The sequence below is a fragment of the Paraflavitalea speifideaquila genome (assembly GCF_032395985.1).
Taxonomy (GTDB): domain Bacteria; phylum Bacteroidota; class Bacteroidia; order Chitinophagales; family Chitinophagaceae; genus Paraflavitalea; species Paraflavitalea speifideaquila.
The window spans coordinates 2,314,131-2,337,274 of sequence record NZ_CP135920.1; the positions used below are offsets into that span (position 1 = coordinate 2,314,131).

General features: G+C 45.4%; 30 protein-coding genes and 1 pseudogene. 25 read left to right on the top strand and 6 right to left on the bottom strand.

The window, feature by feature from the left end:
* The first annotated feature begins 96 nt into the window (after positions 1–96).
* A complete protein-coding gene (locus RS881_RS16015; RefSeq protein ID WP_425476380.1) occupies positions 97–1,335 on the top strand; it encodes an IS701 family transposase in 1,239 nt (412 codons plus the stop codon).
* Positions 1,336–1,485: 150 nt separating this feature from the next.
* Here the strand turns inward: RS881_RS16015 and RS881_RS16020 are convergent, their stop codons facing one another.
* The 4 genes from RS881_RS16020 to RS881_RS59495 all read right to left on the bottom strand — a co-directional run bounded on the left by RS881_RS16020 (position 1,486) and on the right by RS881_RS59495 (position 4,285).
* Positions 1,486–2,136, bottom strand: a complete 651-nt coding sequence (locus RS881_RS16020) for a hypothetical protein (protein WP_315821993.1) — start codon at positions 2,134–2,136, stop codon at positions 1,486–1,488.
* Entirely contained in the window at positions 2,094–3,023 is a 930-nt protein-coding gene (locus RS881_RS16025) for a TonB-dependent receptor domain-containing protein (protein WP_315824499.1), read from the bottom strand. The genes RS881_RS16020 and RS881_RS16025 overlap by 43 nt, the downstream gene beginning before the upstream one ends.
* 412 nt (positions 3,024–3,435) lie before the next feature.
* Complete coding sequence (locus RS881_RS16030; protein ID WP_315821994.1) at positions 3,436–4,179, bottom strand: TonB-dependent receptor plug domain-containing protein; 744 nt, start codon at positions 4,177–4,179, stop codon at positions 3,436–3,438.
* A complete protein-coding gene (locus RS881_RS59495) occupies positions 4,103–4,285 on the bottom strand; it encodes a carboxypeptidase-like regulatory domain-containing protein (RefSeq protein ID WP_350340129.1) in 183 nt (60 codons plus the stop codon). Before RS881_RS59495 ends, RS881_RS16030 begins: the two co-directional genes overlap by 77 nt.
* An 880-nt stretch (positions 4,286–5,165) precedes the next feature.
* On the opposite strand from RS881_RS59495, the gene RS881_RS16035 reads away from it, so the two are divergent.
* From RS881_RS16035 to RS881_RS16085, 11 genes are all read left to right on the top strand, one after another.
* Positions 5,166–5,975, top strand: coding sequence for a hypothetical protein (locus RS881_RS16035; protein WP_315821995.1), 810 nt, complete (start codon positions 5,166–5,168; stop codon positions 5,973–5,975).
* Positions 5,957–6,424: a hypothetical protein gene (locus RS881_RS16040; protein ID WP_315821996.1), complete on the top strand. Its 468-nt coding sequence runs from the start codon at positions 5,957–5,959 to the stop codon at positions 6,422–6,424. Before RS881_RS16035 ends, RS881_RS16040 begins: the two co-directional genes overlap by 19 nt.
* 186 nt (positions 6,425–6,610) lie before the next feature.
* Entirely contained in the window at positions 6,611–7,351 is a 741-nt protein-coding gene (locus tag RS881_RS16045; protein WP_315821997.1) for a hypothetical protein, read from the top strand.
* A 179-nt stretch (positions 7,352–7,530) separates the two neighbouring features.
* Entirely contained in the window at positions 7,531–8,313 is a 783-nt protein-coding gene (locus RS881_RS16050; protein WP_425476352.1) for a thymidylate synthase, read from the top strand.
* Positions 8,314–8,317: 4 nt separating this feature from the next.
* Complete coding sequence (locus RS881_RS16055) at positions 8,318–8,809, top strand: dihydrofolate reductase (RefSeq protein ID WP_315821998.1); 492 nt, start codon at positions 8,318–8,320, stop codon at positions 8,807–8,809.
* A 160-nt stretch (positions 8,810–8,969) separates the two neighbouring features.
* Entirely contained in the window at positions 8,970–9,269 is a 300-nt protein-coding gene (locus tag RS881_RS16060; RefSeq protein WP_315821999.1) for a hypothetical protein, read from the top strand.
* Positions 9,236–9,655 carry an O-methyltransferase gene (locus tag RS881_RS16065; RefSeq protein ID WP_315822000.1) on the top strand — a complete coding sequence of 140 codons (420 nt, stop codon included), beginning with the start codon at positions 9,236–9,238 and terminating at the stop codon, positions 9,653–9,655. Before RS881_RS16060 ends, RS881_RS16065 begins: the two co-directional genes overlap by 34 nt.
* A gap of 604 nt (positions 9,656–10,259) precedes the next feature.
* Positions 10,260–10,694, top strand: coding sequence for a DUF5362 family protein (locus RS881_RS16070; protein WP_315822001.1), 435 nt, complete (start codon positions 10,260–10,262; stop codon positions 10,692–10,694).
* 21 nt (positions 10,695–10,715) lie between these two features.
* Positions 10,716–11,141: a hypothetical protein gene (locus RS881_RS16075; RefSeq protein WP_315822002.1), complete on the top strand. Its 426-nt coding sequence runs from the start codon at positions 10,716–10,718 to the stop codon at positions 11,139–11,141.
* 30 nt (positions 11,142–11,171) lie between these two features.
* On the top strand, positions 11,172–11,396 hold the full coding sequence (locus RS881_RS16080; RefSeq protein WP_315822003.1) for a hypothetical protein: 225 nt from the start codon (positions 11,172–11,174) through the stop codon (positions 11,394–11,396).
* Between the two features lie 5 nt (positions 11,397–11,401).
* Entirely contained in the window at positions 11,402–11,620 is a 219-nt protein-coding gene (locus tag RS881_RS16085) for a hypothetical protein (RefSeq protein ID WP_315822004.1), read from the top strand.
* Between the two features lie 60 nt (positions 11,621–11,680).
* On the opposite strand, the gene RS881_RS62560 is transcribed toward RS881_RS16085, so the two are convergent.
* Positions 11,681–11,791: a DUF8484 domain-containing protein gene (locus tag RS881_RS62560; protein ID WP_527250405.1), complete on the bottom strand. Its 111-nt coding sequence runs from the start codon at positions 11,789–11,791 to the stop codon at positions 11,681–11,683.
* 13 nt (positions 11,792–11,804) lie between these two features.
* The gene (locus tag RS881_RS16090) at positions 11,805–12,428 is read right to left on the bottom strand and encodes an RDD family protein (RefSeq protein ID WP_315822005.1); all 624 of its coding nucleotides are present in this window, start codon (positions 12,426–12,428) and stop codon (positions 11,805–11,807) included.
* 239 nt (positions 12,429–12,667) lie between these two features.
* Between RS881_RS16090 and RS881_RS16095 the strand changes: the two genes are divergently transcribed.
* From RS881_RS16095 to RS881_RS16150, 13 genes and pseudogenes are all read left to right on the top strand, one after another.
* A complete protein-coding gene (locus RS881_RS16095; RefSeq protein ID WP_315822006.1) occupies positions 12,668–13,621 on the top strand; it encodes a stage II sporulation protein M in 954 nt (317 codons plus the stop codon).
* A 65-nt stretch (positions 13,622–13,686) separates the two neighbouring features.
* Positions 13,687–14,007, top strand: coding sequence for a hypothetical protein (locus tag RS881_RS16100; protein ID WP_315822007.1), 321 nt, complete (start codon positions 13,687–13,689; stop codon positions 14,005–14,007).
* A complete protein-coding gene (locus tag RS881_RS16105; RefSeq protein WP_315822008.1) occupies positions 14,004–14,501 on the top strand; it encodes a DUF4129 domain-containing protein in 498 nt (165 codons plus the stop codon). The genes RS881_RS16100 and RS881_RS16105 overlap by 4 nt, the downstream gene beginning before the upstream one ends.
* Before the next feature lie 22 nt (positions 14,502–14,523).
* Positions 14,524–14,883, top strand: a complete 360-nt coding sequence (locus RS881_RS16110) for a hypothetical protein (protein ID WP_315822009.1) — start codon at positions 14,524–14,526, stop codon at positions 14,881–14,883.
* Positions 14,884–14,966: 83 nt separating this feature from the next.
* Positions 14,967–15,350: a hypothetical protein gene (locus RS881_RS16115; protein ID WP_315822010.1), complete on the top strand. Its 384-nt coding sequence runs from the start codon at positions 14,967–14,969 to the stop codon at positions 15,348–15,350.
* 41 nt (positions 15,351–15,391) lie between these two features.
* Positions 15,392–15,676 (top strand): DUF4350 family protein, encoded by a 285-nt coding sequence (locus RS881_RS16120; RefSeq protein WP_315822011.1) that lies wholly within the window; start codon positions 15,392–15,394, stop codon positions 15,674–15,676.
* A gap of 75 nt (positions 15,677–15,751) precedes the next feature.
* Complete coding sequence (locus tag RS881_RS16125; RefSeq protein WP_315822012.1) at positions 15,752–16,687, top strand: AAA family ATPase; 936 nt, start codon at positions 15,752–15,754, stop codon at positions 16,685–16,687.
* Between the two features lie 76 nt (positions 16,688–16,763).
* Positions 16,764–18,008, top strand: a complete 1,245-nt coding sequence (locus RS881_RS16130) for a DUF58 domain-containing protein (protein ID WP_315822013.1) — start codon at positions 16,764–16,766, stop codon at positions 18,006–18,008.
* Positions 18,009–18,272: 264 nt separating this feature from the next.
* Complete coding sequence (locus tag RS881_RS59500; RefSeq protein WP_350340218.1) at positions 18,273–18,554, top strand: hypothetical protein; 282 nt, start codon at positions 18,273–18,275, stop codon at positions 18,552–18,554.
* A gap of 272 nt (positions 18,555–18,826) precedes the next feature.
* Positions 18,827–19,288, top strand: coding sequence for an efflux RND transporter permease subunit (locus RS881_RS16135; protein WP_315822014.1), 462 nt, complete (start codon positions 18,827–18,829; stop codon positions 19,286–19,288).
* Between the two features lie 25 nt (positions 19,289–19,313).
* Positions 19,314–20,973 (top strand): annotated as a pseudogene (locus RS881_RS16140) (efflux RND transporter permease subunit).
* A gap of 14 nt (positions 20,974–20,987) precedes the next feature.
* Positions 20,988–21,959 (top strand): efflux RND transporter permease subunit, encoded by a 972-nt coding sequence (locus RS881_RS16145; RefSeq protein WP_315822015.1) that lies wholly within the window; start codon positions 20,988–20,990, stop codon positions 21,957–21,959.
* Complete coding sequence (locus tag RS881_RS16150) at positions 21,938–23,092, top strand: TolC family protein (protein ID WP_484557626.1); 1,155 nt, start codon at positions 21,938–21,940, stop codon at positions 23,090–23,092. The genes RS881_RS16145 and RS881_RS16150 overlap by 22 nt, the downstream gene beginning before the upstream one ends.
* Positions 23,093–23,144: the final 52 nt, after the last annotated feature.

A 23,144-nucleotide genomic window follows, 5' to 3' on the forward strand; every position in this document is an offset into this window, starting at 1 on the left:
GCTATTTAAAAACAAAAAAATTAAATATGAGTCGAAGATACAGGATGTCTCGCTCATAGGTAATCGTTTCGGTTCTTTTTTAAGGAGTATGAAGATCTGTTCAGATCAAAGACTCGATCAGTAGGAGCAACTGCGTCCGTTTATTGTACCGGCTTAATGATCACCCACCGGCGTAACTGTCAGGCGATGGCGCAGGAAATGGATGGCGTTAATGATCAACGTCTTCACCACTTGCTCACGCAGGCAAAGTGGGAAGCCAGTGGGGTTATGGACAGGATCACGGTTGATTTTTATCGCCATCTCCAAAGCTATCATCCCGATGAGGACATTGCCCTGTTGCTGGATGAGAGTTCTTTCCCAAAGAAGGGTAACCAATCAGCTGGTGTAAACAGGCAATATTGTGGCCAAAGAGGGAAAATAGATAATTGTCAGGTAGGCGTTTTTGCTGCACTGAATGGTGGTTCCATGGTTAATCTTGTTCAGGCAGCTTTATATCAGCCAGATCAAAACATCAGTAAGATAGACCACGCCAGGGATATCATAAGTCATGTTACCACAGATCTGCAGATACCTGTCCAATGGGTTGGTTTTGATGCCTTTTACGGTAGGGATACATCCTTCCTGAGTGCCCTGGCAGAAACAGGGCAGGAATTTATCGCAGATGTTCCAGGTAACATCCATGTATGGCTGAGTTGTTTTGAAATGGAGATACCCGGCAAACTGCCAGGCAAAGGCAGAAAGCCAACCCGGCTAAAACCCACTACAGCATCCATTTTGATCCGGGACTATTGTTCATCGTTGAGAAGAAAGGACTGGCAAAAGCTGACGATACGCTATCAAAGTAAAGGAAAGCTAAAAGCAAAGTTCCATCGAAAAGATGTATATGTATTGAATCCATTGACAAGCCAGGCAATGAAGTTAATTCTGCTTGTCAGAAAGGATAAGGATGGAACGATCAAATACAGCCTTTGCCATGCTCCTAAATATGTGCGTACCCGGGTGCTGGCATACCGCCAATGTAAAAGGTATTTTATTGAACAGGCATTCAGGGATACCAAGAAAGAACTGGGCCTCAATGAATACCAGACCCGAAGTGAAGTTGGATGGCTCAGGCACATGGCACTATGTATGTTAGCTCAATTGTTTATTAACACAGAGAAGCTGCGCCAAAAAGTCCGACATCACTTAAAGCTTACCACAGGAGAGATCGTAAGATGTATCAAAATGAAAGTCTTATTCCCTGATAGCTATTCAGAAAAGGTTTTTTCTATTATCCGTTGGAAACAGCCATTCCGTAAAAGCACCCTCGATAACTTGTTCTATTTAAGAATGTGACAAAGTCGTACCTGGAGGGTGGTTCACCGAAAGCAGTAATACCAATCGTGTTGGAGTCGGAGAAGTTGTACTCGGGATCAGTATACACGTTGGACTTGGGCGTAAAAATAAGCAGGTTGCGGCCTTGCAGGCTGATGCTGGCATCCTTGATCACTTTTGTTTTTGTAATGCCCGGCGCGGTACTGTGTAGGTAAGCGATACTTCCCTTAGCTTCCAGAAATTACCTTTGGTAATATAGTTGGAAGTAATGCCCGTATTGTAAGCGCTGCTGGTCCAGAAATCCGAACCTCCATCCCTTACTGCAATATTTGTATTAGCAATGTATTCCCCAGGCTTGGCAGGATCTTCATAAGACGAATTGGGCATAACAAATCTTTCCCGGTTATACATCACACTCCTGGCCGATGAGCCGGAAAAGTCATAGGTGCCACCTCCATTTTGGAAGATCACAAAACCGCCCCTGAACTCTCCCAGCGCCCACAAACGGAACTGCTTGTATTTAAGGGAGAGGTCAAGACCCAGACGTTCTTTGGGATTGGTATTACCCAGCACTTTGGTGTTGGGGTCGGCCGAAGGATAACCTGTCTTGCGGTCTACAATAATGCGGCCCATTGGATCACGTAAGTAATCTGTTCCAATAATGACGGGAAATAACAATCCTTCCACGGCAAAGATGGTACTACCGATATTTAACCGTGGTAGTTCTGAATTGATCGATACTACCTTGTTCTCATTCCAGGTAAAATTACCGCCAACGGTCAATTCCCATTCCGCATTCTTAATGGGTGATACATGCAGCAAGGCTTCAATACCTTTATTAGTAACCTCCCTGTATTGGTGCGGAAACTGGAAAAACCAGTAGCTGTGGATATACCAACTGCTACCGTTTGATCTGTAGTACTAGTAGTGTAAAAAGTTAAACCCGCAGTGATCCGGTTCTTATAAAACTCCCCATCAAACCCCAATTCCCAACCATTGGTGATCTCTGGCTTCAGGTCGCGCGCTACCAAGGTATTGCCGGTAGTAAAACCTGCGCCGGTGGAATAAGGAAAGCCATTGGCTTGTCCAAAGGTGGGTCGCAGTGCATAGGCCCCAATATTGATATTACCCACTTGCGACCATCCTGCCCTTAATTTCAGGCTATTGATAAATTCAATGGTTTTTAATTGCGGAAATGCGCTCTGTGGAATGAACGACATACTTAACGCCGGATAAAAGAAGGAGTTGTGTGCAGGATCCAATACAGAAACCCAATCATTGCGACCCGTTGCTTCCAGGAACAGGAAATCTTTGTAACCAGCCTTGAAACGCCCATATACGGCATATTGACGACTATTGGCATCTCCTTCCGATGCGCCGGGTTGAGGCGATAACCTGTTACTTACATTATACAGGCCATCCACCACAAGGCCCGAACCGGAAATATCAATTCCCTGTGAAATATCACTTCGTATGTGATTGGCCAGGGTTAAACTCAGCGTAAGGTCACCCAGGTCTTTGGAAGCTGTAGCCAGAAAATCACTGGTAAGCTGAGTAGAGTAGAAGGAACCATCGGCTACGCTGCCGGCTACATTGGACTTACTGCCTGTAATGTAGAATTGGTCATAGATAAATTTACCTACCCATTGCTTATAACTTTGGTTGCGGGTAGTAATGCCTGCCCGGTATACGAGGTCAAGCCATTTGATCGGTTTCCAGTTGAATTCAGGTTACCCGTCAGGTAGTCATTTCTTGTCTTCGACCGGTTATTGCCGATATAAAAATAGGGGTTCATATAATAATCATTATAATACCCCTGTGGATTGGCGAAGACATCATTCTGCCAATCTTTGTATTGTGTTAAAGGAATATGGGCCGGCGTGTTTAACAGGTTTTGATAGATAGTACCCCCTGCCGTAGTTTGATCGTAACGATTTTGTACATAGTTAAATTTATAAGTGATCTTAAAATTGCGGGTTACATTGCGGGTGCCATTGGCCCTGATGGAAAAACGATTGTACTTATCTTTCCAGGTAACCCCTTTTACATTTACATATTGAGCAGCTACATAAGAAGTAGACCGTTCGTCGCCTGATGAAACGGATAGGTCGGTTTGATTGGTTACCCCCGTTTCCCAAAAACTTTTGCGGTCAGTAACGGGCGAATAGGGTATTTTTGAATACTACCATCTTTCAATGGACGGCCGATCTCTACCAGTGATCCATCAAAAGCGGGCCCGTATTGTTGGTTTTCATAAGGCACATAAGCGGGCACCAGTGTCTGGTAACCAGATCCAAAACGATCCTGCAATTGAGGATAAAAACTTACCATGGCCAGGGTAGTGGTATTGGACAATTTAACCGTATTGGTGCCTGCTTTCCCCTTTTTGGTGGTGATGATGATGGCGCCGTTAGATGCGTCTGATCCATACAGGGCAGCTGCTCCTGCTCCATTCAGGATGTTCACATCTTCCACATCTTCGGGGTTGATGTTGCCCAGTAATGAACCGGGTACAACTACATTATCTACAACGATCAAGGCAGTATTATCACCCAGTAGTGAACGGTTACCGCGCAGTACGGCCCTGACTGTCGGGTTTACACCTCCACTAATGGCGTTGACCTGTAAACCTGCTACCTTGGCGGTGAGGCCTGCTACCAGGTTTACCGGTTTGGCTTCGGTTAGTAGTTGTGTGTTAATAGAGGTTTGGGCAAATCCTTGTTCTTTCTTCTTGGCTTTGATACCCTGTGCGCCAATGACTACTTCTTCAAGAATATTACCCGATAACTCAAGCTGTACATTGAGTATCGTTGAAGACCCTATGGGTACTTCTTTTTTTATTGTACCCGATGAAAGTAAATTCAAGAAACAAAGATTTCTCCGGGAAGGCAATAGCAAAGTTGCCTGCATTGTCTGTTTGAACAGTGACCCTGGTTCCCGTTGCTTTCACGGAAACACCGGCAAGAGGCATGTTCTTTTCGTCAGTTACTTTTCCTGATAATTTTTGCTTTGGGCATACACGTTACCAGATAGCAATAGAATGCAAGTAACCAGCCAGCTGAAGTGGCGTAGTTTTCTCATATGACTGAAGTTTTGGTTACAAAAATGAGTGTTTATGAAAGGCATTGTAATCATCCATAACTGTTGACTACAAAGCCACTGCGTTAATACGGTGTTTATTGGTTAATGAAATGGGTTACCCTGAGTTTACACCCAATGCCGCCCTTATATAAACTGCACCACAGTTTATACCATGTTTACAAAGGCGGATCCTTAATAGCAATAGTCAGGGTAACGTTTTTCTCTTGGCATGCAGATAACAGCGCATGCAGCAAGCTGCTTGCGTACATGCAACAATTCATTGACGTGGAAGGCTATACTAATTCAAAGCTTTTTCGCCGGTGATGGATCCCGGACACACGCATCCTCTTCCGAAACGGTAATAGCATGGCTATGTCAGCATGGATGAAAGGCGTATTGGATCGGGGGCGGCTAAACAATATTGATCGTGGATGAGGCATATTGGAAAGAGTAGGGAGAATGCCTGAAAAGAAAATTAAGACGAATATGTTAAATAAAAAAGGATTTCATTAACAAAAATCTGTTTTCCGATGGCGCAAACGTTTGCCCGGCAAAATGTATGCAAGCGGGATAGACGGTAGTTCATTCACCAGGCCTGATTAAGCGTTCCTTTGTCCGATAAGATTTATATGATTTTTTTTGGTACTATTCTTGTGACTAGATTCCAGCTAACATTACCCCTTCCTCCTTCACTGTATCATTATTCCGAAGTCCTGTATTTTTATGTGTTTACTTTTTGTGTATGAGAAAAATTGTACTTAAAATTTTTCATGATGCCGCTATTGTTGCTTGTATCCTTGTATGAGTTCAGACAATTCCTCCAGATTGTACTGTGGATTGCTGTGCCTGCTACCTTGATTGCCATTGGTCTTACAATATTCTTTCATTACCGCCGCAAGAAAAAGCAGGACGGACTGGAACTGGCCTTCCATGATGAGAATGGGTGGTCCGAAAAACTATCGACTACACCAGCATCAAGCCCTGTATTACAAGCTACTGCAGGAGAACAACCGGAAGCCCTGCCCGATTGGCTGGCCAGTGCTAATCCCGATAATACTTCCCTGCTAAAAAAATATGAACACGAGCTACGCCGTTACCGGGAGAACTATGGGATATTGGAACAGGATTTCAGGGAGTTGGAAGGCAGGTATACCGACTTGCGTAATAAGGCATATCATACAGATAAAGAAAGTGATACAACATTGGTAGAACAGTTGCAACAAGATATAAAGAGCTACAAAGAAAAAATTTCCCACCTGCAGCAGGATCATTTACTTGTGCAGCAATTGCAGGAAGAAAATAGTCGCTTACAACTCCTGGTGGCTGCCTCTGGTTCTCCCGGTGGACACCAGCATGATGAGCGTATACAAGCTTTACAAAAGCTGCTTGCACAGGCTGAAGCAGAACGTAAAACCTTGAAAGAGCAATTGGCGGACCAGCAATACCTCCCGGATGTACTGGAAGAAAAGAAAGCACATATCGATTTTTGCAAGGCCAACTGGAACAGCGGATTAAAAACTACCATATCCTTGAGCAGCAGGCGAGCGAATCAGCCCTGTTATTGCAGCAATTACAAGTAACTGTAAGTGGTTTTGATCAACAGATACAACAACTTACCAATGAACTGGGAGTAAGGCAGCAACAGGCTGCCGAGTGGCAGTCTGCGTTGGAACATAGCCGTGAAGAGGGGATGGAACAACAGCAGCTCCTGATTGCCAGAGCAGGTCAAATTGAACAATTGGAACACAATGTCCATAGCTTACAGGAGCAACAAGGGCTGCTTCAAACAGAAATAGCTGATCAACAGAACAATATGCGTTCCCTGCAGGAGCACCTGGACATGGAACAACAGAAGGCTGCCGCCCTCGAAACAAAACTGGAATTGAGTAGCCAGCTATTACTTAAGATCTACAGCGAATTGACCAAATCCCTCGGTCAGCATGTATTGGTCAACCCAATGCCGGAAGAGTTTGCTACCGGTAATGAGACCGGTCAAAACGAAGTATTGCGATTACAGGCTTCATTGTAAATGTAAGAGACATCAAATTATTGAGGTACCTACTTCCTTGGCATCACCTCCCAATTTTTACATTCCTTTCGGGCTGTAATGCCCCTCCAATGAGTGTCTGTACTGGGTGTCTTAGGATAACTTTAACATTTGCTTCCGTATGCCGCTGCATAAGGAATCGTTATAGTTTCGTTAACTTACGGTAAATTGCCCCCGTATGAGAAAGTATGCCCCTGCAAACAACTTCATCATTACGATTTTACTCCTCATTGTTGTAACCGCGTTTCATCCCCCGTCAGCACTTTATCAATTACGGGCGCCTGGCAATACCAGGAGAATGGTCGTGAGGAAACCCTGACTTTTGTGGATGGCTATTTTGTACATGCTGTTTACGACAAAACCGGCAAACAATTCAGCTATACCTGGGGAGGGCCTTATATAGTGAAAGATGATAAAATGGAGATCACCATTCAGTTTAATACACGCCACAAAGAAAAAGTAGGAGAAACAGTTAGCATTAGCTGGTCCGATAACAATGAACAATTGGTAGCCAATATAGATGGGGCCGAAAGGACCTGGAAACAGGTCGACAAGGGCTTAGGTGAGCTGGCAGGCGTTTGGCGTATTGCTGGCCGCAAACAGGGAACACAGCCAGTTGCCATGCCCCTGGGAGCCCGCCGGACGCTTAAGATATTGTCCGGTACCCGGTTCCAATGGGTGGCCATCAACCTAGATACCAAGGAGTTTTCTGGTACCGGAGGCGGCACCTACAGCTTTAAAAATGGGAAATACACAGAAAATATTGAGTTTTTCAGCCGTGATAACAGCCGGGTAGGGGCATCCCTTACCTTCAATGGTAAAGTGCGCGGCAATGAATGGGATCATTCCGGCCTGAGCTCCAAAGGCGATCCTATCGAGGAAATGTGGAAAAAATTGAATGCCGAATAAAGTCGGTAAACTAGCAAAATCGGAAAGGTCCAAAAGCAATACCATTTCCGCCTCTTCCCGTTTTCCAGACTATTTATGCACAGTTTGGGGATTCTTACGGTCTTTCCGGACTCACCGACTTCCGGACTTCTTAGTACCTTGCGCTCATGCAACAATACCTTGATCTGCTGCAACATATTTTGGATAAGGGCCTAACTAAAACCGATCGTACCGGCACCGGTACCACCAGTTGCTTTGGTTACCAAATGCGTTTCAACCTGCAGCAGGGTTTCCCCGTGGTTACCACCAAGAAATTACACCTGAAAAGTATCATTTATGAATTGCTTTGGTTCCTTCAGGGCGATACCAATATCCGTTACCTCAAAGAACATGGTGTAAGGATTTGGGATGAGTGGGCCGATGTGGAAGGTAACCTGGGCCCTGTTTATGGTAAACAATGGCGTAGCTGGGTGGGGGCTGATGGTAAAACCATCGACCAGATCAGCGATGCCCTGAAACAGATTAAGAACAACCCCGGTAGCCGCCGCATAATTGTAAGCGCCTGGAATGTGGCCGAATTGCCCGAAATGGCTTTGATGCCTTGTCACGCCCTTTTCCAGTTCTATGTGGCCCCGGGCGTTGATGGTGGAAAAGGAAAACTATCCTGCCAACTTTACCAACGCTCGGCCGATGTTTTCCTGGGTGTACCGTTCAATATTGCCTCCTATGCCTTGCTGACCATGATGATGGCACAGGTTTGCGACCTGGAACCTGGTGAATTCATACACACTTTTGGTGATGTGCACTTGTACAGTAACCATATGGAACAGGCCAAATTGCAATTAACACGCACTCCTTATACCTTACCGGTGATGAAGTTGAATCCTGCAGTCAAAAATCTGTTTGATTTTACTTTTGAAGACTTTACATTGAAAACTACCAATCGCACCCGGCTATTAAAGCGCCGGTGGCGGTATAAATAATTGTATGCGAATAGCCTTAGTTGTAGCTGCTGCTGAGAACAATACGATTGGTAAGAACAATCAGTTGTTATGGCGTTTGCCCAATGACATGAAGTTCTTCAAGAACACTACCTGGGGCATGCCTGTTATCATGGGCCGCAAAACCTTTGAATCACTGGGTAAACCATTGGCAGGAAGAACCAATATTGTCATTACCCGCCAGGAAAACTGGACTGCTCCTGGAGTCAAAGTGGTAAAGACGCTGAAAGAAGCCATTGCAGCAGCGGCTGATACCGATGCCAAAGAAGCATTTGTAATTGGTGGGGGCGAGGTCTATGCACTTGCCATGCCCATGGCCCAATTGATCTACCTTACCAGGGTACATGCTACCTTTGAAGGGGATACCTGGTTTCCAACATTCGATGAGCAGCAATGGGAGCTCCTGTCCAATCTTGATTTCCCGGCCGATGAAAAGCATGCTTACGGATATAGTTTCCAGGTATGGCGCAGGCGATAAACCTGTTCTGGCTATTCCATCCTCTATTCTGCATTCTACATTCAATTTTCATGTTCTCAAACTGGCAGTTAGCTAAGAAATTCATTCATTATTATTTTACCGCTTCCAATGGCAAGGGGCATGGCGTTCATTCTCCGTTTGTATTTGAGTTTATCAAAAGGTGCTGAACGATGACCGGCATTTTTCTGCTTATGACCGGGTAGAGGCATTGCGCCGGGAGCTCCTGGCTGATAAGACAGTTTTACAGGTCGAAGATTTTGGAGCTGGGTCTGCCGTTAGCAATACGTTTCAGCGATCCATTAGCAGTATAGCCCGCCATGCTGCCAAATCAAAGAAGTTTAGCCAGCTGTTATTCCGGATTGTTCAATATTACCAACCGGCAACTATATTGAATTGGGCACTTCTTTGGGAATATCCACTGCGTATATGGCATTGGCCAATCCCACAACCAGCGTCATGACAGGAGAGGGTAGCCAGGCCATTGCCGCAAAGGCCCTTAGCAACTTTCAGCAATTGGGATTACAACGCATCCAACTGGAGCCCGGTAATTTTGATGAAACCCTGCCCGCCATGCTAGCTCGGTTATCGCCCGTGGAGTTGGCTTTTATTGATGGTAATCACCGGCTGGAACCCACCCTGCATTATTTTGAACAACTACTGCCCCATATAACTGATAAGAGTATCATTATCCTCGATGATATACATTGGAGTGAGGGTATGGAGCAGGCCTGGCAACAGGTGAAAGAACATCCTGCAGTAACCTTGACGGTCGATCTGTTTTTTATTGGCCTGGTATTCTTTCGCAAGGATTTTAAGGTAAAACAGCATTTTACCGTCCGCTTTTAGGACTACTTACCGGAAAGGGCCGCCATTTCAATCCGGGTATTTGGGGAGCCTGGCGAGCGCTATTGGCATGTCAATCTATTTTTGCTACTTTTCCTGCATGAATACCCCCACGCAGGAACCACTGTTTACGATCACCCTTTCACAGGAAGGAGCATCGGATATGTTGCGTATTTATAGGATTACTTGTTGGATCTTTTCAATAGCCTCCATTTTTGTGTCCTATTCATGATCACTGCTATCATGCGATATGTTAATTACCGACAATATGAAATAAATGGAAGCGTGTTATCTTTTCTGGAATTGAGGGTCTTTCCTTTGTATTGGTTTTTGCAGTGTCCTGGTTATTTTTCAGTCCTATTATTTCTTTCGATTTACTGCTTCCTGCAAGAAGGCTATTGAATTAGGGCAAACAGAGGTATTTAATGATTCTATGAAATGGCTGGTCAAAAATGTTAGTATTGCCGCTTTGCTATGTGTATTGGACCTTATTTCGGCTATCTATTATTTATATGCAGAATGGAATATTGTAATGAACCCTGTACCTGCGGCTTAAAAATTTTGTTATATTAGTGTTCTTAATATTTATCAATTAAACCAACTCAAGATGGAACAGCAACCCTCCAACGAACCTTTATTAGAATTAGAAGTAGATTACGATTCCGCCGAAAAATTCAATGAAGCCAGTAAATGGGCAAAATTTATTGCCATTATTTGTTTCATTGGTATTGGTATCGGTATTTTACTACTGGCAGTATCCAGTGCATATTTATTGCAAGCTTTAAGTACGATCATGCCTCAATTGGCAACCGTGGGTGGATTAGCCATAACTGTTATTATCGTTGTTCTTATTCTTTATACCTATATCACGATATTGCTATACCAGGCTGCAACCCTCCTAAAGCAAGGGATCCGCACCCAGGACCAGGCCGTTTTTAATGATGGGCTTAAGAACCTGAAAAACTATTTTTTGATCACAGGCGTATTGGGCGTACTGGGCCTGGTTTATAAAGTGGTAACCCTAATCCAAACCTTGTTTTAAAACCCTACTAATTCTTTATTTATGGAAAATACTAGTAATCAAGAAAGTAATTTATTCAATATAAGTATTGAAGGTAACGCGAGAAGCCTGTTGGTTACAGCTGCCACTTGGGCCCGGATAGTTGCCATCATTGGATTTATTAGTGCAGGCATATCCCTCCTGGAAGCCATCTTCGGCAATCCTATTGAAAGTGCGGCCGCAAAGACTGGGAGTGTCTTGTTTTTAATGATCTTTATTGCCATTGGCGTCATCATCAACATCTTTCTGTTCAGGTTCGCGACCAATACCCTCGCCAGCCTCAATGGTATGAATCAAATACAATTCAATGAAGGCGTCAATAACCTAAGAACTTATTTTAAGATCATGGGTATCCTGATCATTATTGTATTAGCACTTTGTATCGTTTTCTTCCTTTTCATGGGCATCGGCTTAGGACTTAGGGGGTAACAAATTTATAGCATTTAATTTTATTTATATATGGACCAAACTAATGACAGTTTATTTGGACTGGAATTCGACCTCCAGGCTGCAGCCTATATTACCGAATCGGCTAAATGGAGCAGGTTCCTGGCTATTGTATGGTTTGTGATCTGTGGCTTTATTGTTCTTGCTGCCCTGTTTGCCGGTAGCTTAATAGCATCATTAAGCGGTGGAGTGTACTCCAGCATCTCTGGCTCCGGCCTGGGGGCATCATCATCGTAGTTTATTTGATCATTGTTGCTATTCAACTGATACCAAATATTTTCCGCTACCAGTTTGCAACGAAAGCATTAAAGGCTATCAGGAACAATGATCAGGTATTATTAAATGAATCACTTGGTAAATTAAAACTCTATAACAAATATTGGGGTATTGTTATCATTGTGATCATCGCTTTCTATGTATTAGCATTCTTGCTTCAATTATTGGCTTCTTTGGGCCGATAACGAGCATACCCTATAATCGATTCAAGTACCTGTAGCTTGCTGCTGCAGGTATTTTTTATACTAGTTAGTGGAGTAATAGTTATAATCTTTGAGCATGGTTTGCAGGAATTCAATGGAGTCCTGGTCACTATCCATTTTTAATTTAGACTTGATCCGGTCGCCGATCTTCATGGCCAGTTGGTAATCATTTTTTTCGCCTTACACTTTCAATGATGCTTTTCAGCGTATTGATATCCCGGTCGCTAAGCTGCATTACCTGCGGGTAGCGGGGTTTGTAGGTCGATTCTACTTCTGTAAATACCGTATCCTGCCAGGAAAGGCGGTTTTTAAGGTCAATGAGTATGGTACCTGCCAACAGATCACCAATACGTTGCGATTTGGGGGTATAGATCACGCAGGCCAGTCCCAGGAAAATAAGGGGCAATATCCACCAGGGAAGCACTTCATTTAGTACAGCTCCCAGTAGCCACCAGGGGAAATCGATCATCCTGAACAACCACCGGATCAGGTATTGGCCAATACTCGGTTGGCCCCCTTCTTCGGTAATCACTTTGATCCGCATGGCCATTTTCCCCAGTGTTTGCCCATTCATGGTGATCTCACACAGCGGGAAATAGAGGAGTGCAGGTATCCCAATCACCACCTGTTTCCAGCTTACCCCAAACATTGGAACGTCAATGATCGCCGTCATTAACTGCAGGTAGAGCCAGCAGATGAATATATCGATCAGCCACGCAAACAAACGTTTGTGGAAGGGGGAGATAGGGAACTCCACCTCGATGTTAAAACCCGTATCTAACTTAACCAACAGCATATTGCAACAATAGGGGAATAAATTCGTTTAGCATTGTGTAAACGCTCTTAAAATTAATTAATTACGCCGACCACACAAATTATGCAAATTACAGGTTGCCCGGCTATTTACACCGGCACGCCAAAAGACGCAGAACCAGGCGAAAAACAAGCTAAAAAGACAGATGACGTTGGTTATCAGTCTTTGTTCAATGAACTTTTCCTGTAGGTTTGAAAATATAAAACATCCTCCCGGTGAGAGAAGGCCTTTTTCTGAAGAAAAATATTGATAAGTGGAAGCAATACCAATATGAAGCAGCTTCCAACCCCGATGAAATGGCGCAGCAGTTTACCGAACTGGTGAATGACCTCGGCTATGCCAAAACCTTCTATCCCCATAGCAAGGTTACCCAATACCTGAATGGATTGGCCTCTAAGATCTACCTGGGTATTTACCGCAATAAGCGCGAAGAAAGTTCCCGGTTTGTACGCTTTTGGAAAACCGAGCTGCCCCTCACCGTTCGGAAGTACCACCGTGAACTATTGTATGCTTTTCTCATCTTTACCTCCCTGGCCATTATGGCTGCTTTTTCCGCCGCCCATGACGAAACTTTTGTACGGGGTGTATTGGGTGACAGCTATGTAGAAATGACAGAAGACAATATTGCCAAAGGCGACCCTTTTGGGGTTTATAAGGACAGTGATAAGATTACTATGTTTATGCGCATTGCCCTGAACAATATCCGGGTTTCCCTCGTAGTGTTTGTGGCAGGCATTTTTTTATCCATTGGTACAGCCTGGTTTCTTTTTCAGAATGGCATCATGCTGGGTGCTTTCCAGTATATGTTCTTTGCCAAGGGCCTGGGCTGGCCATCTGTATTGGTGATATGGATACACGGTACACTCGAAATATCAGCCATTATTATTGCAGGAGGCGCCGGCTTTATTCTCGGCAACAGCATCCTGTTTCCGGGCACGCGCAAACGCATTGATTCCCTGAAAAGCGGTGCTAAAGCCGGCTTGAAACTAATGATCGGTTTGGTACCCGTTTTCATTGTGGCCGCCTTCCTGGAAGGATATGTTACCCGCTATTCTGCCATGCCCCAGTGGCTCAGTATAGCTATTCTGGTCATGTCGTTCACTTTTATATTGTGGTATTTTGTATTCTATCCCATCCGCCTGGAAAAAAAGCTCCTTCAAACCAAATAACCGTATAAGCCTGGCATGTTACCATTTTCATTAAATAGTTGGCTAAAAAGATGGGTAGGAGCCTTTTGTTGGTGCTCTTGCTGTCTATGCCTGCCCTGGTAATAGCACAGGATGAAGAAGGAGAGGTTGTCGACACCGTTATCACCAGCTTGAATGTTGATACGATGGCAGCCCCTGATGAAGAGCCGGTAGCAGAAACGCCGGTACAACCCGAATTACGGGGCGTACCCGATTCTTCCGTCAACCAGCTTAAAAATCAGAAGGCCTTTGCCTATGCCAATGATTCGGCCTACTGGGGTAAAAAAACCAGGAACCCACCAGGCGCGGCAAAAGCTTTTGGGATTACTTCTATGACTTTTTCTCCGGCGAATCCGTTCGCGTCGTGACCTATATCATACTGGGGGTCATTTTAGTGCTTATCATTTACCGGATCATTGTGGTAAATAACCTGTTTATGACCGGGGCTTCCCGCCGCAGAAAAGAGGCTGTGGATGAATTGGATATTGAATTGGATGACCATAACCTCGATGCACGCATCCAGGTTGCTATCCAGGAACGAAATTACCGGGGCGCTATCCGGTTGATGTACCTTAAATCCCTGCGTTCACTTAGTGAAAAGGGGTGGATTCGTTACCATGCCCAGGGTACCAATAATGAATACATCAGCCAGGTACATCCTTATGGAGTAGGCAATGAGTTTCGTTTTCTTACCCATGTTTATGAATATGTTTGGTATGGTGAATTTGCTTTGTCGGACGAGCAATTTGATAGGGTACATAAGAATTTCCAACACTTTTTAATGCTGTTAAACCGTGAGCCGCTCCCCGATATACATAGCAGTTTCTTTGTTTTTGCTGGCCGCTTTTGCCAGCAGTTGTAACCAGTCAAAGCGGCTGAACGAAATGGTTACCTTATGGCGCAATGATAAAATACCCTATGGTACGTATTATGCCCATGAAAACCTGCAACACGTTTTCCCCGATGCTGCCATCGTCAACAGTAAAAAATCACCCGATCCCTATCATAAAGGGAGCCTCCGCGATGCTTTTGGCTCTTATGATGAGGATATAGATAAAACCTGTTACCTCATCGTTGCCAATGAGGTGCTACCCGATGAAAAAGAAGTGGAAGGGTTGATCGGATTGGTGCATAGTGGGGCCAAGGTATTTATCTCCTCCTCGGCCATCGATGAGGTCTTGCTCGATAGCCTGCAGCTAAAAGCTTCTCTTTTTCAGGGTTTTCCAATGCCCATGATTCCCTGACCGTAAAGGTATATGACCCTGTTTCCTGGCAGGAGACCAGCTATTCCTATCCCGGTAAGTCGTTTGATAATTATTTCAGCTATGTGGATTCTTCGATTACTACCGTATTGGGGAAAAATGCCGAAGGCAAGGCCAATTTTGTAAAGATCGCTTACGAAAGTGGCGGTGCTTTCTATATACACCTGGCTCCCATGGCTTTTACTAATTTCTTTCTGCTTCATAAGAACAATAAAAGTTATTACGACCAGGTATTATCCTGGGTACCCCGTAATGTGGAAAAGCTGCGCTGGGATGACTATTTTCGCAATAGTTCGCACGGCGATGGTAAGGATGGTGACAATACGAAGGGCGCTTTTTCGGCCATGAGCTGGTTGCTTAAACAGCCGGCACTGGCATGGGGCTGGTGGTTATTACTGATCCTCCTCTTGTTGATCTACCTGTTTGAATCAAACGGAAACAACGCGTGATACCGGTTATTGAACCCTTGAAAAATGCATCCCTTGATTTTGTGAAGACCATTGGACGGATGTATTTTCAACGTAAAGACAACAAAGACCTGGCGCACAAGATGACCGTACATTTTATGAGCCATGTGCGCAATCGTTACAATATCCGTTCGGCTGATATGGACGATGAATTTGTGAAACGGCTGTCTTATAAAAGCGGGTACGATCAGCAAGCCGTGCAGGCCCTGGTTTATGACCTGCAATTTGCGGCGGATGCACCGCAATTATCAGATCAGGCCTTGCTGGAACTGAACCATAAATTAGAAACCTTTTATCAACACGCCTGATGGTGTGTATATTTAATCAATAACGCCTGATACGATGGAAGAAACTTTTTTGAACTCCGTACCGACCTTAGCTCCTTGCAACTATCGGTAGATACCTTAAAGCAGGAAATTGCCAAGGTGGTAGTAGGGCAGGAGCAGATGGTGGAATTATTACTCACCGCTGTACTGGCCGATGGGCATGTTATCATAGAAGGCGTACCGGGTGTTGCCAAAACGCTTACCGCCAAACTGCTGAGCAAAAGCATTTCGGTAGGTTTTTCCCGTATTCAGTTTACGCCCGACCTGATGCCCAGTGACGTGATCGGGACTTCTATTTTCAATCCAAAGGAGACCTCCTTTCAATTTAAGCAAGGTCCCATATTCAGTAATATCGTTTTGATTGATGAGATCAACCGCGCACCCGCCAAAACACAGGCGGCTTTGTTTGAGGTGATGGAAGAAAGGCAGGTAACTGTCGACGGGCAAACCTATCTCCTGGCGGCCCCTTTTATGGTGGTGGCTACACAAAACCCCATAGAGCAGGAGGGTACTTACCACCTGCCCGAAGCACAGCTCGACCGCTTTCTGTTCAAGATCAATGTTACCTATCCCACCATTGAACAGGAGTTTCACATCCTTTACAACCACCACCAGGCTACCCTCAACAGCATGCTGGAAGAAGTGAAAGCTGTTATTTCGGCTCAGGAGATCGAGGCATTGCGCAAGCAGGTACGTACCATCCGCATCGAGGAAAAACTCATCAATTTTATTACCTCCATAGTTGCCAATACCCGTAACCATAAATCCATTTACCTCGGCGCATCACCCCGCGCTTCCATTGGCATCCTGAATGGTGCCAAAGCGCTGGCTGCCATGCGCGGTCGTGACTTTGTTACCCCCGAGGATATTATTTATATCATTCCTCCTGTATTACGTCACCGCATTGTGCTAACTCCCGAAAAGGAAATGGAAGGCGCTTCCACCGATGATGTGATCCAACAGGTAATTCAAAGCATTGAAGTACCACGATAGAATACAGCAATTAACCAGTAGCCTTTGGGTATTGGCTTTTGGGTATTCGCTAACAGCTTCAAACTAAATTCAGATCTTGCGTTTCTATAACAAATATATCAAGCCACTTTTCTTTACACGCCGCTTCTATTGGCTACTGGCGGGAATTATTTTATTGTTCCTGGTTTCCTATCCCTGGCCATTCCTGTTCAGGGTCGGGCAACTGGCCTTCTTATTCCTGGTAGCCCTGGTATTGCTGGATTATGCCATCCTGTTTTTTAATAAGCGGGGTGTGGAGGCAAAACGGGAACTTACGGATCGTTTTAGTAATGGGGATGCCAATAAGGTAACACTCCACCTCACCAGCCATTATCCCTTCCGGATACACCTGAATATTATTGATGAAATACCCATTCAGTTTCAACTCAGGGATTTTGCATTACAAGCTTCTCTGGCCGGTCACCACCAACAACAACTGGTATATCAATTGCGCCCGGTGGAGAGAGGGGAGTATGTTTTTCATGATACCAATCTCTATATCAAAAGTCCGCTGAGCCTGGTGGTGCGTTGCATCAAAACCAATCAGGAACAACAACAACTGGTGAAAGTATTTCCGTCATACCTGGCCCTGCGTCAATTTGAATTGCTGGCCTTGTCCAATAACCTAGCCGAAGCCGGCAGCAGGAAGATCCGCAAAATTGGTCATAGCCTGGAGTTTGAGCAGATCAAGGAATATGTTACCGGCGATGATATTCGCAGCATTAACTGGAAAGCTACTGCCCGCAAAGGAGGTCAGTTGATGGTGAATAATTTTATGGATGAACGCAGCCAGCAGGTCTACTGTGTGATCGACAAAGGCCGTGTGATGAAAATGCCTTTTGAAGGTATGACACTCCTGGATTATGCCATTAATGCTACCCTCATCCTTTCACGTGTAGCTTTGATCAGGCAGGATAAAGCCGGGGTGATCACTTTTGCCGAGCAGATTGGTCATTTTTTGCCTGCCGACCGTAAGGCGGCCCAGATGGGTAGTATCCTCGAAACCTTGTACAACCAGCAAACGAAGTTCCTGGAAACAGATTTCGAGAAATTGTATGCACTTACCCGCGCCCGCATTACCCAGCGGAGCCTTATTGTGTTATTCACCAATTTTGAATCCCTGGCCGGTCTTCAACGCCAGCTGCCCTATATCCGGAGCATTGCCCGCAATCACCTGGTATTGGTCGTGTTTTTTGAGAATACGGAATTGCGTCAGCTTACCGATGCCAAAGCCAATGATATAGAGTCTGTATATGTAAAAACCATTGCCGAGAAATTTATCCACGAGAAAAACTCATTGTGAAGGAACTTCAGCAACACGGCATTTTCACCATCCTTACTGCTCCCGAAAACCTCACGGTGAATACCGTCAACAAATACCTGGAGCTGAAAGCCAGGCAGGCTATTTAAGCGAATGGCGAAAAGAGCGGGGTGACAAAAACACCCACCAGGTAATACCAATGAGTTTATGCAACAGGGTTGTTTTTAGGGAAGAAAAAAATTAAATACTATATCTTTACCCCGAATGAAATTATTTGCTTTCATAATGGCCATCATAATCTTGATCATGAGCTGCACACCGTGTGCGGATGCGCCTGGAACTATAAAAAGCAATAAAAGCCAAACTTCATTCGCTGTTTCAGAAAGTCATGATCATGGTGGAGCAGCGGATGATTGTCCTCCACTTTGCTCCTGTGCCTGCTGTTCAGCACATTCCTGCCCACAATCTTTCATTACTGCTACTACGGTACATTCCGTTAGCACTTGCTTAGCACATTGCTCCTATTACAACGGTACATTGATCTCCATTTCTTTGCCTATCTGGCAACCCCCACAGTTAGTAGCCTAATTAAATCAACTGGGCATTTCTGAATGTACAAACCTTCCCTTGTTGATTGTTTCACTTCATTTTCTTGATGAAAGCCTCCACCTGTTGGTGATGACTATAAAAAGTCACTAGCCTGCAAGTACGGCGCATAGAGTGAAATCAAGACTCCCTGGCGCCCATCTGGATGCGGATTGTAAGGACCATTACACTGGTGCTTTTTACCAGTTTACGAATGCTTGCAATGGTGGGAAATGTGAATAAATATTCATACTATATCAACTTATAGATAAGCTATGCTGAACAAAATCATACTTTTCTCTATTAAAAACAAGCTGGTTATTGGCATCTTCACCCTGGGATTGATCATCTGGGGAATATGGAGCGCCAGTAAACTGCCCGTGGATGCTGTACCCGATATTACCAATAACCAGGTACAAATAATTACACTGACCCCAACGCTGGCAGCCCAGGAAACAGAACAATTGGTCACCTATCCCATTGAACAAAGTATTACCAATCTCCCCGACCTGATTGAAATGCGGTCCATCTCTCGTTTTGGCCTTTCTGTGATCACCGTTGTATTTGATGACAAAGTGGATGTGTACTTCGCCCGGCAGCTGATTTCAGAAAAACTGAAGGAAGCAGGAGAGAAAATACCTAAGGGAATTGGCACGCCCGAACTGGCCCCTGTAAGTACCGGCCTGGGTGAGATCTACCAATATGTGATCCATCCCAAAAAAAGGGGCAGAAGATAAATATACTGCCATGGACCTGCGTACCATGCAGGATTGGATTGTAGCCCGGCAACTGTATGGCACACCCGGTGTAGCTGAAGTGAATAGCTTCGGTGGATTGCTCAAGCAATATGAAGTGGCCGTTAATCCCGACCGGCTGAAGGGGATGAACACCACCATTGCTGAAATATTTACTGCCCTTGAAAAGAACAACGCCAATACCGGTGGCGCCTACATTGATAAAAAGCCCAATGCTTATTTTATCCGGGGCATTGGCCTGGTCTCCTCACTGGAAGACATCCGGAATATCGTGATCAAAAACGTGAGCGGCATCCCCGTACTGGTTAAAGACGTAGCTACCGTTCAATTGGGCAATGCCATCCGCTATGGATCAGTAACCTACAATGGCGAAAAAGAAGTGGTAGGGGGTATTGTCATGATGCTCAAAGGGGCCAACAGTGCAGCCGTGGTGAGCAGGGTGAAAGAAAAGATGAAAACCATTCAAAACTCCTTACCCCAGGATGTGGTGATAGAACCTTTTCTGGATAGAACGGATCTGGTAGACCGTGCTGTGAGTACTGTAAAGACCAACCTGATCGAAGGTGCCCTCATCGTAATATTCGTATTGGTGCTCTTTCTGGGCAATATCCGGGCGGGTCTCATCGTGGCATCTGCCATTCCCTTGTCGATGTTATTTGCCTTGGGCATGATGCATGCTTTTGGCGTGAGTGCCAACCTCATGAGCCTGGGTGCCATCGACTTTGGATTGATCGTGGATGGGGCTGTCATCGTAGTAGAGGCCACCCTTCACCACCTGGGATTACGAAAAACGGGCGGCAGGCTCACGCAGGCAGAAATGGATATCGAAGTATTTGACTCCGCTTCTAAGATCCGCAGTAGTGCAGCATTTGGGGAGATCATCATCCTCATTGTATATATCCCTATTCTGTCGTTGGTGGGCATAGAAGGTAAGATGTTCCGTCCTATGGCGCAAACCGTCAGTTTTGCTATTCTGGGCGCATTGATCCTCTCGCTTACCTATATCCCCATGATGTCGGCATTGATCCTGCCCAAAAAGCCAATGACGAAAAGAACCTTTTCAGATAAGATGATGGACTTTCTACAGCGTATTTACGCGCCCCTGCTGACAAAAGCGCTAAAGGTCCGGCGGGCAGTCGTGTTCATTACCGTTGCCATTTTTGGCCTGGCCATTTTCTGTTTTAGCAGGCTGGGGGCGAATTTATACCCCAGCTACGCGAAGGCGATTATGCATTCCATTGTATCCTGCCACAAGGTACTTCGCTTTCTCAAAGCATTGAAACATCCATGCAGGCCAGCCGTATTATCAAATCCTTCCCCGAGGTAAAAATGGTGGTGGGGAAAACAGGTTCAGCCGAAGTGCCCACCGATCCCATGCCCCCGAAGCATCGGACCTGATCATTGTACTGAAGCCTACGAAGGAGTGGACAACCACCAAAGATTACAATGAACTGGCAGACATGATCAAAGAAAAGCTAGAGGTGATACCCGGCGTATTCTTTGAAGTGAATCAACCTATTCAAATGCGTTTCAATGAACTGATGACAGGCGTACGGCAGGATGTGGCCGTAAAAGTGTTTGGCGAAAATATAGACACATTAGCAGCGCTTGCCAATAAGGTTGCCAAAGTAGTACAAACGGTAAAGGGGCTACTGCTCCGCAAATAGAACGTACTACAGGATTGCCGCAAATCACCATCCAATATGATCGTGCCAGGATTGCGGCCTATGGCTTGAATATCGACGATATTAATACTACCGTCAGCACTGCTTTTGCCGGTCAAACAGCAGGCGTAGTATTTGAGAATGAAAGGAAGTTCGACCTGGTGGTGCGCCTTGACAGTACAAGCCGCTCTTCCATCGACGATGTAAGCAATTTATTTGTGGCCACACCCGACAACAAACAGATACCGCTCTCCCAGGTGGCTACCATACAGTTTAAGGAAGGGCCAGCACAGATCAGCCGGGAAGGCGGCAAGCGCCGTATTGTAGTGGGCTTCAATATTTCGGGTAGAGACGTGCAAAGTGTAGTTGGTGAAATACAGCAAAAACTTGATCAGGCCCAACTGCTCCCAACCGGTTACTACTACACCTACGGCGGCACTTTTGAAAACCTGCAGCAAGCCTCTGCCAGGTTGCAGATAGCCGTTCCCATCGCCTTGGCGCTCATTTTTCTATTGCTTTATTTTACCTTCCATTCTTTCAAGGAAGCCCTATTGATCTATACCGCCATTCCCATGAGTGCGATAGGGGGTGTTTTTGCCCTAATGCTCAGGGATATGCCTTTTAGCATTTCTGCGGGGGTAGGATTTATCGCCCTGTTTGGCGTAGCGGTATTGAATGGCATAGTGCTGATCAGCACCTTCAACCAGCTGGAAAAAGAAGGGATCACCGATGTATTCCAGCGTGTGTTTGAAGGCACCAAAACCAGGCTTAGGCCGGTACTCATGACAGCCACAGTGGCTTCCCTCGGCTTTATACCGATGGCGCTTTCTACGGGCGCGGGTGCCGAAGTTCAAAAGCCTTTGGCAACAGTGGTGATCGGAGGGCTTGCCAGCGCCACTTTTCTAACACTCTTTGTACTCCCTATGCTATACATTCTATTCAACAAAAAAGAAAAGGTGGTAATAAGGTGGTGCCTGTTACGGCCCTAATAGCTGGGTTGCTGTTGACAACCATTTTCTCACAGGCACAACAACCCACCGGTACCCGGTTGACCATTGAACAAGCCATGTCAGCCGCAGGCCGTAACCTCCAATTTGGCATCAACAATCAACAGATCACTAAAGGGCAGGTGCAGGTACGGACAGCCGGCGCCTTGCCCAAAACAGGCCTCTTTGCTGAAAATGAGGACCTGCGTCCCAGCGACAGTAAAGGAATCTTGAAAGTAGGGCTTTCTCAAAGTATTGCCTGGCCTGGATGGTACAGTGCACAAAAGAAGCTTTACAAAGAACAGGTGAATTATTATGAGGTAAATACCACCGTGATCAATGCCGATGTAAAACGAAACGTAAGAACAGGCTACTACCAATTATGGTATTTGCAGGATAAACAGCAACTATACCAACGGCTGGACAGTATCTACCGATCGCTGAGTACCGCCGCTATTATCAAAGTAAAAGCTGGTGACAGTCCCGGACTGGATAGCATTGCAGCCAATGTGCGGCTGCGGGAGCTACAGGCGTTGGTGCAACAAACGGCCACCGATGTAGAAGTACAACAAAGAGTATTGATGCAATTGCTGAATACAGATTCGGCTTACCTGCCAGCGGCAGGGGCTTTGGAAAAACTGCCGTTGGTCATGAATCGTCCGGATTCTTTGCATCCAGTGTTGGCGCTGCAACAACAGCAGGTCAACATAGCCAATGCAGGAATAGCTGTTACAAGAAATGAAAACCGGCCCGAGTTCTCCGGTCGTTTCTTCAGTCAGCGATTGTATGGCATGAGCGATCCCTTTACCGGTTTTTCCGTATCCGTGGCATTCCCTTTATTAGGAACCGGCGCTACCAGGAATAAGGTCAAAGTGGCACAGGCGGAAGTTGATCTGCAAAAAAGCAATTTGATTATACGCAACAACTCCTGTTTACCGAACGGACACAGGCAGAGAAAGAGGTGCAAAAAAATGCCACCATGCTTTCTTTTTATGAAAATACGGGCTTGCGACAAGCTACGGAGATCATTAAGGCAGCCACCCTGGCCTACCGGGCTGGAGAGATCGGATTTACAGGATTATCGCAATACCTGTCTCAGGCCATCGATATTCAACGCAACTATCTTGAAAATCTGAATGCCTATAACCACTCAGTGATCCAATATTATTATTACTTCAATCAATAGCA

Bases quoted from the DNA above. Each gene is read 5' to 3' on its own strand.
- RS881_RS16055 (WP_315821998.1), top strand. From the start codon at position 8,318: ATGCGAATAGCCTTAGTTGTAGCTGCTGCTGAGAACAATACGATTGGT.
- RS881_RS16070 (WP_315822001.1), top strand. From the start codon at position 10,260: ATGGAACAGCAACCCTCCAACGAACCTTTATTAGAATTAGAAGTAGAT.
- RS881_RS16110 (WP_315822009.1), top strand. From the start codon at position 14,524: ATGGTTACCTTATGGCGCAATGATAAAATACCCTATGGTACGTATTAT.
- RS881_RS62560 (WP_527250405.1), bottom strand. From the start codon at position 11,791: ATGAAGATCGGCGACCGGATCAAGTCTAAATTAAAAATGGATAGTGAC.
- RS881_RS59495 (WP_350340129.1), bottom strand. From the start codon at position 4,285: ATGCCTCTTGCCGGTGTTTCCGTGAAAGCAACGGGAACCAGGGTCACT.
- RS881_RS16035 (WP_315821995.1), top strand. From the start codon at position 5,166: ATGATGCCGCTATTGTTGCTTGTATCCTTGTATGAGTTCAGACAATTC.
- RS881_RS16135 (WP_315822014.1), top strand. From the start codon at position 18,827: ATGCTGAACAAAATCATACTTTTCTCTATTAAAAACAAGCTGGTTATT.
- RS881_RS59500 (WP_350340218.1), top strand. From the start codon at position 18,273: ATGAGCTGCACACCGTGTGCGGATGCGCCTGGAACTATAAAAAGCAAT.
- RS881_RS16075 (WP_315822002.1), top strand. From the start codon at position 10,716: ATGGAAAATACTAGTAATCAAGAAAGTAATTTATTCAATATAAGTATT.
- RS881_RS16080 (WP_315822003.1), top strand. From the start codon at position 11,172: ATGGACCAAACTAATGACAGTTTATTTGGACTGGAATTCGACCTCCAG.
- RS881_RS16065 (WP_315822000.1), top strand. From the start codon at position 9,236: ATGGCATTGGCCAATCCCACAACCAGCGTCATGACAGGAGAGGGTAGC.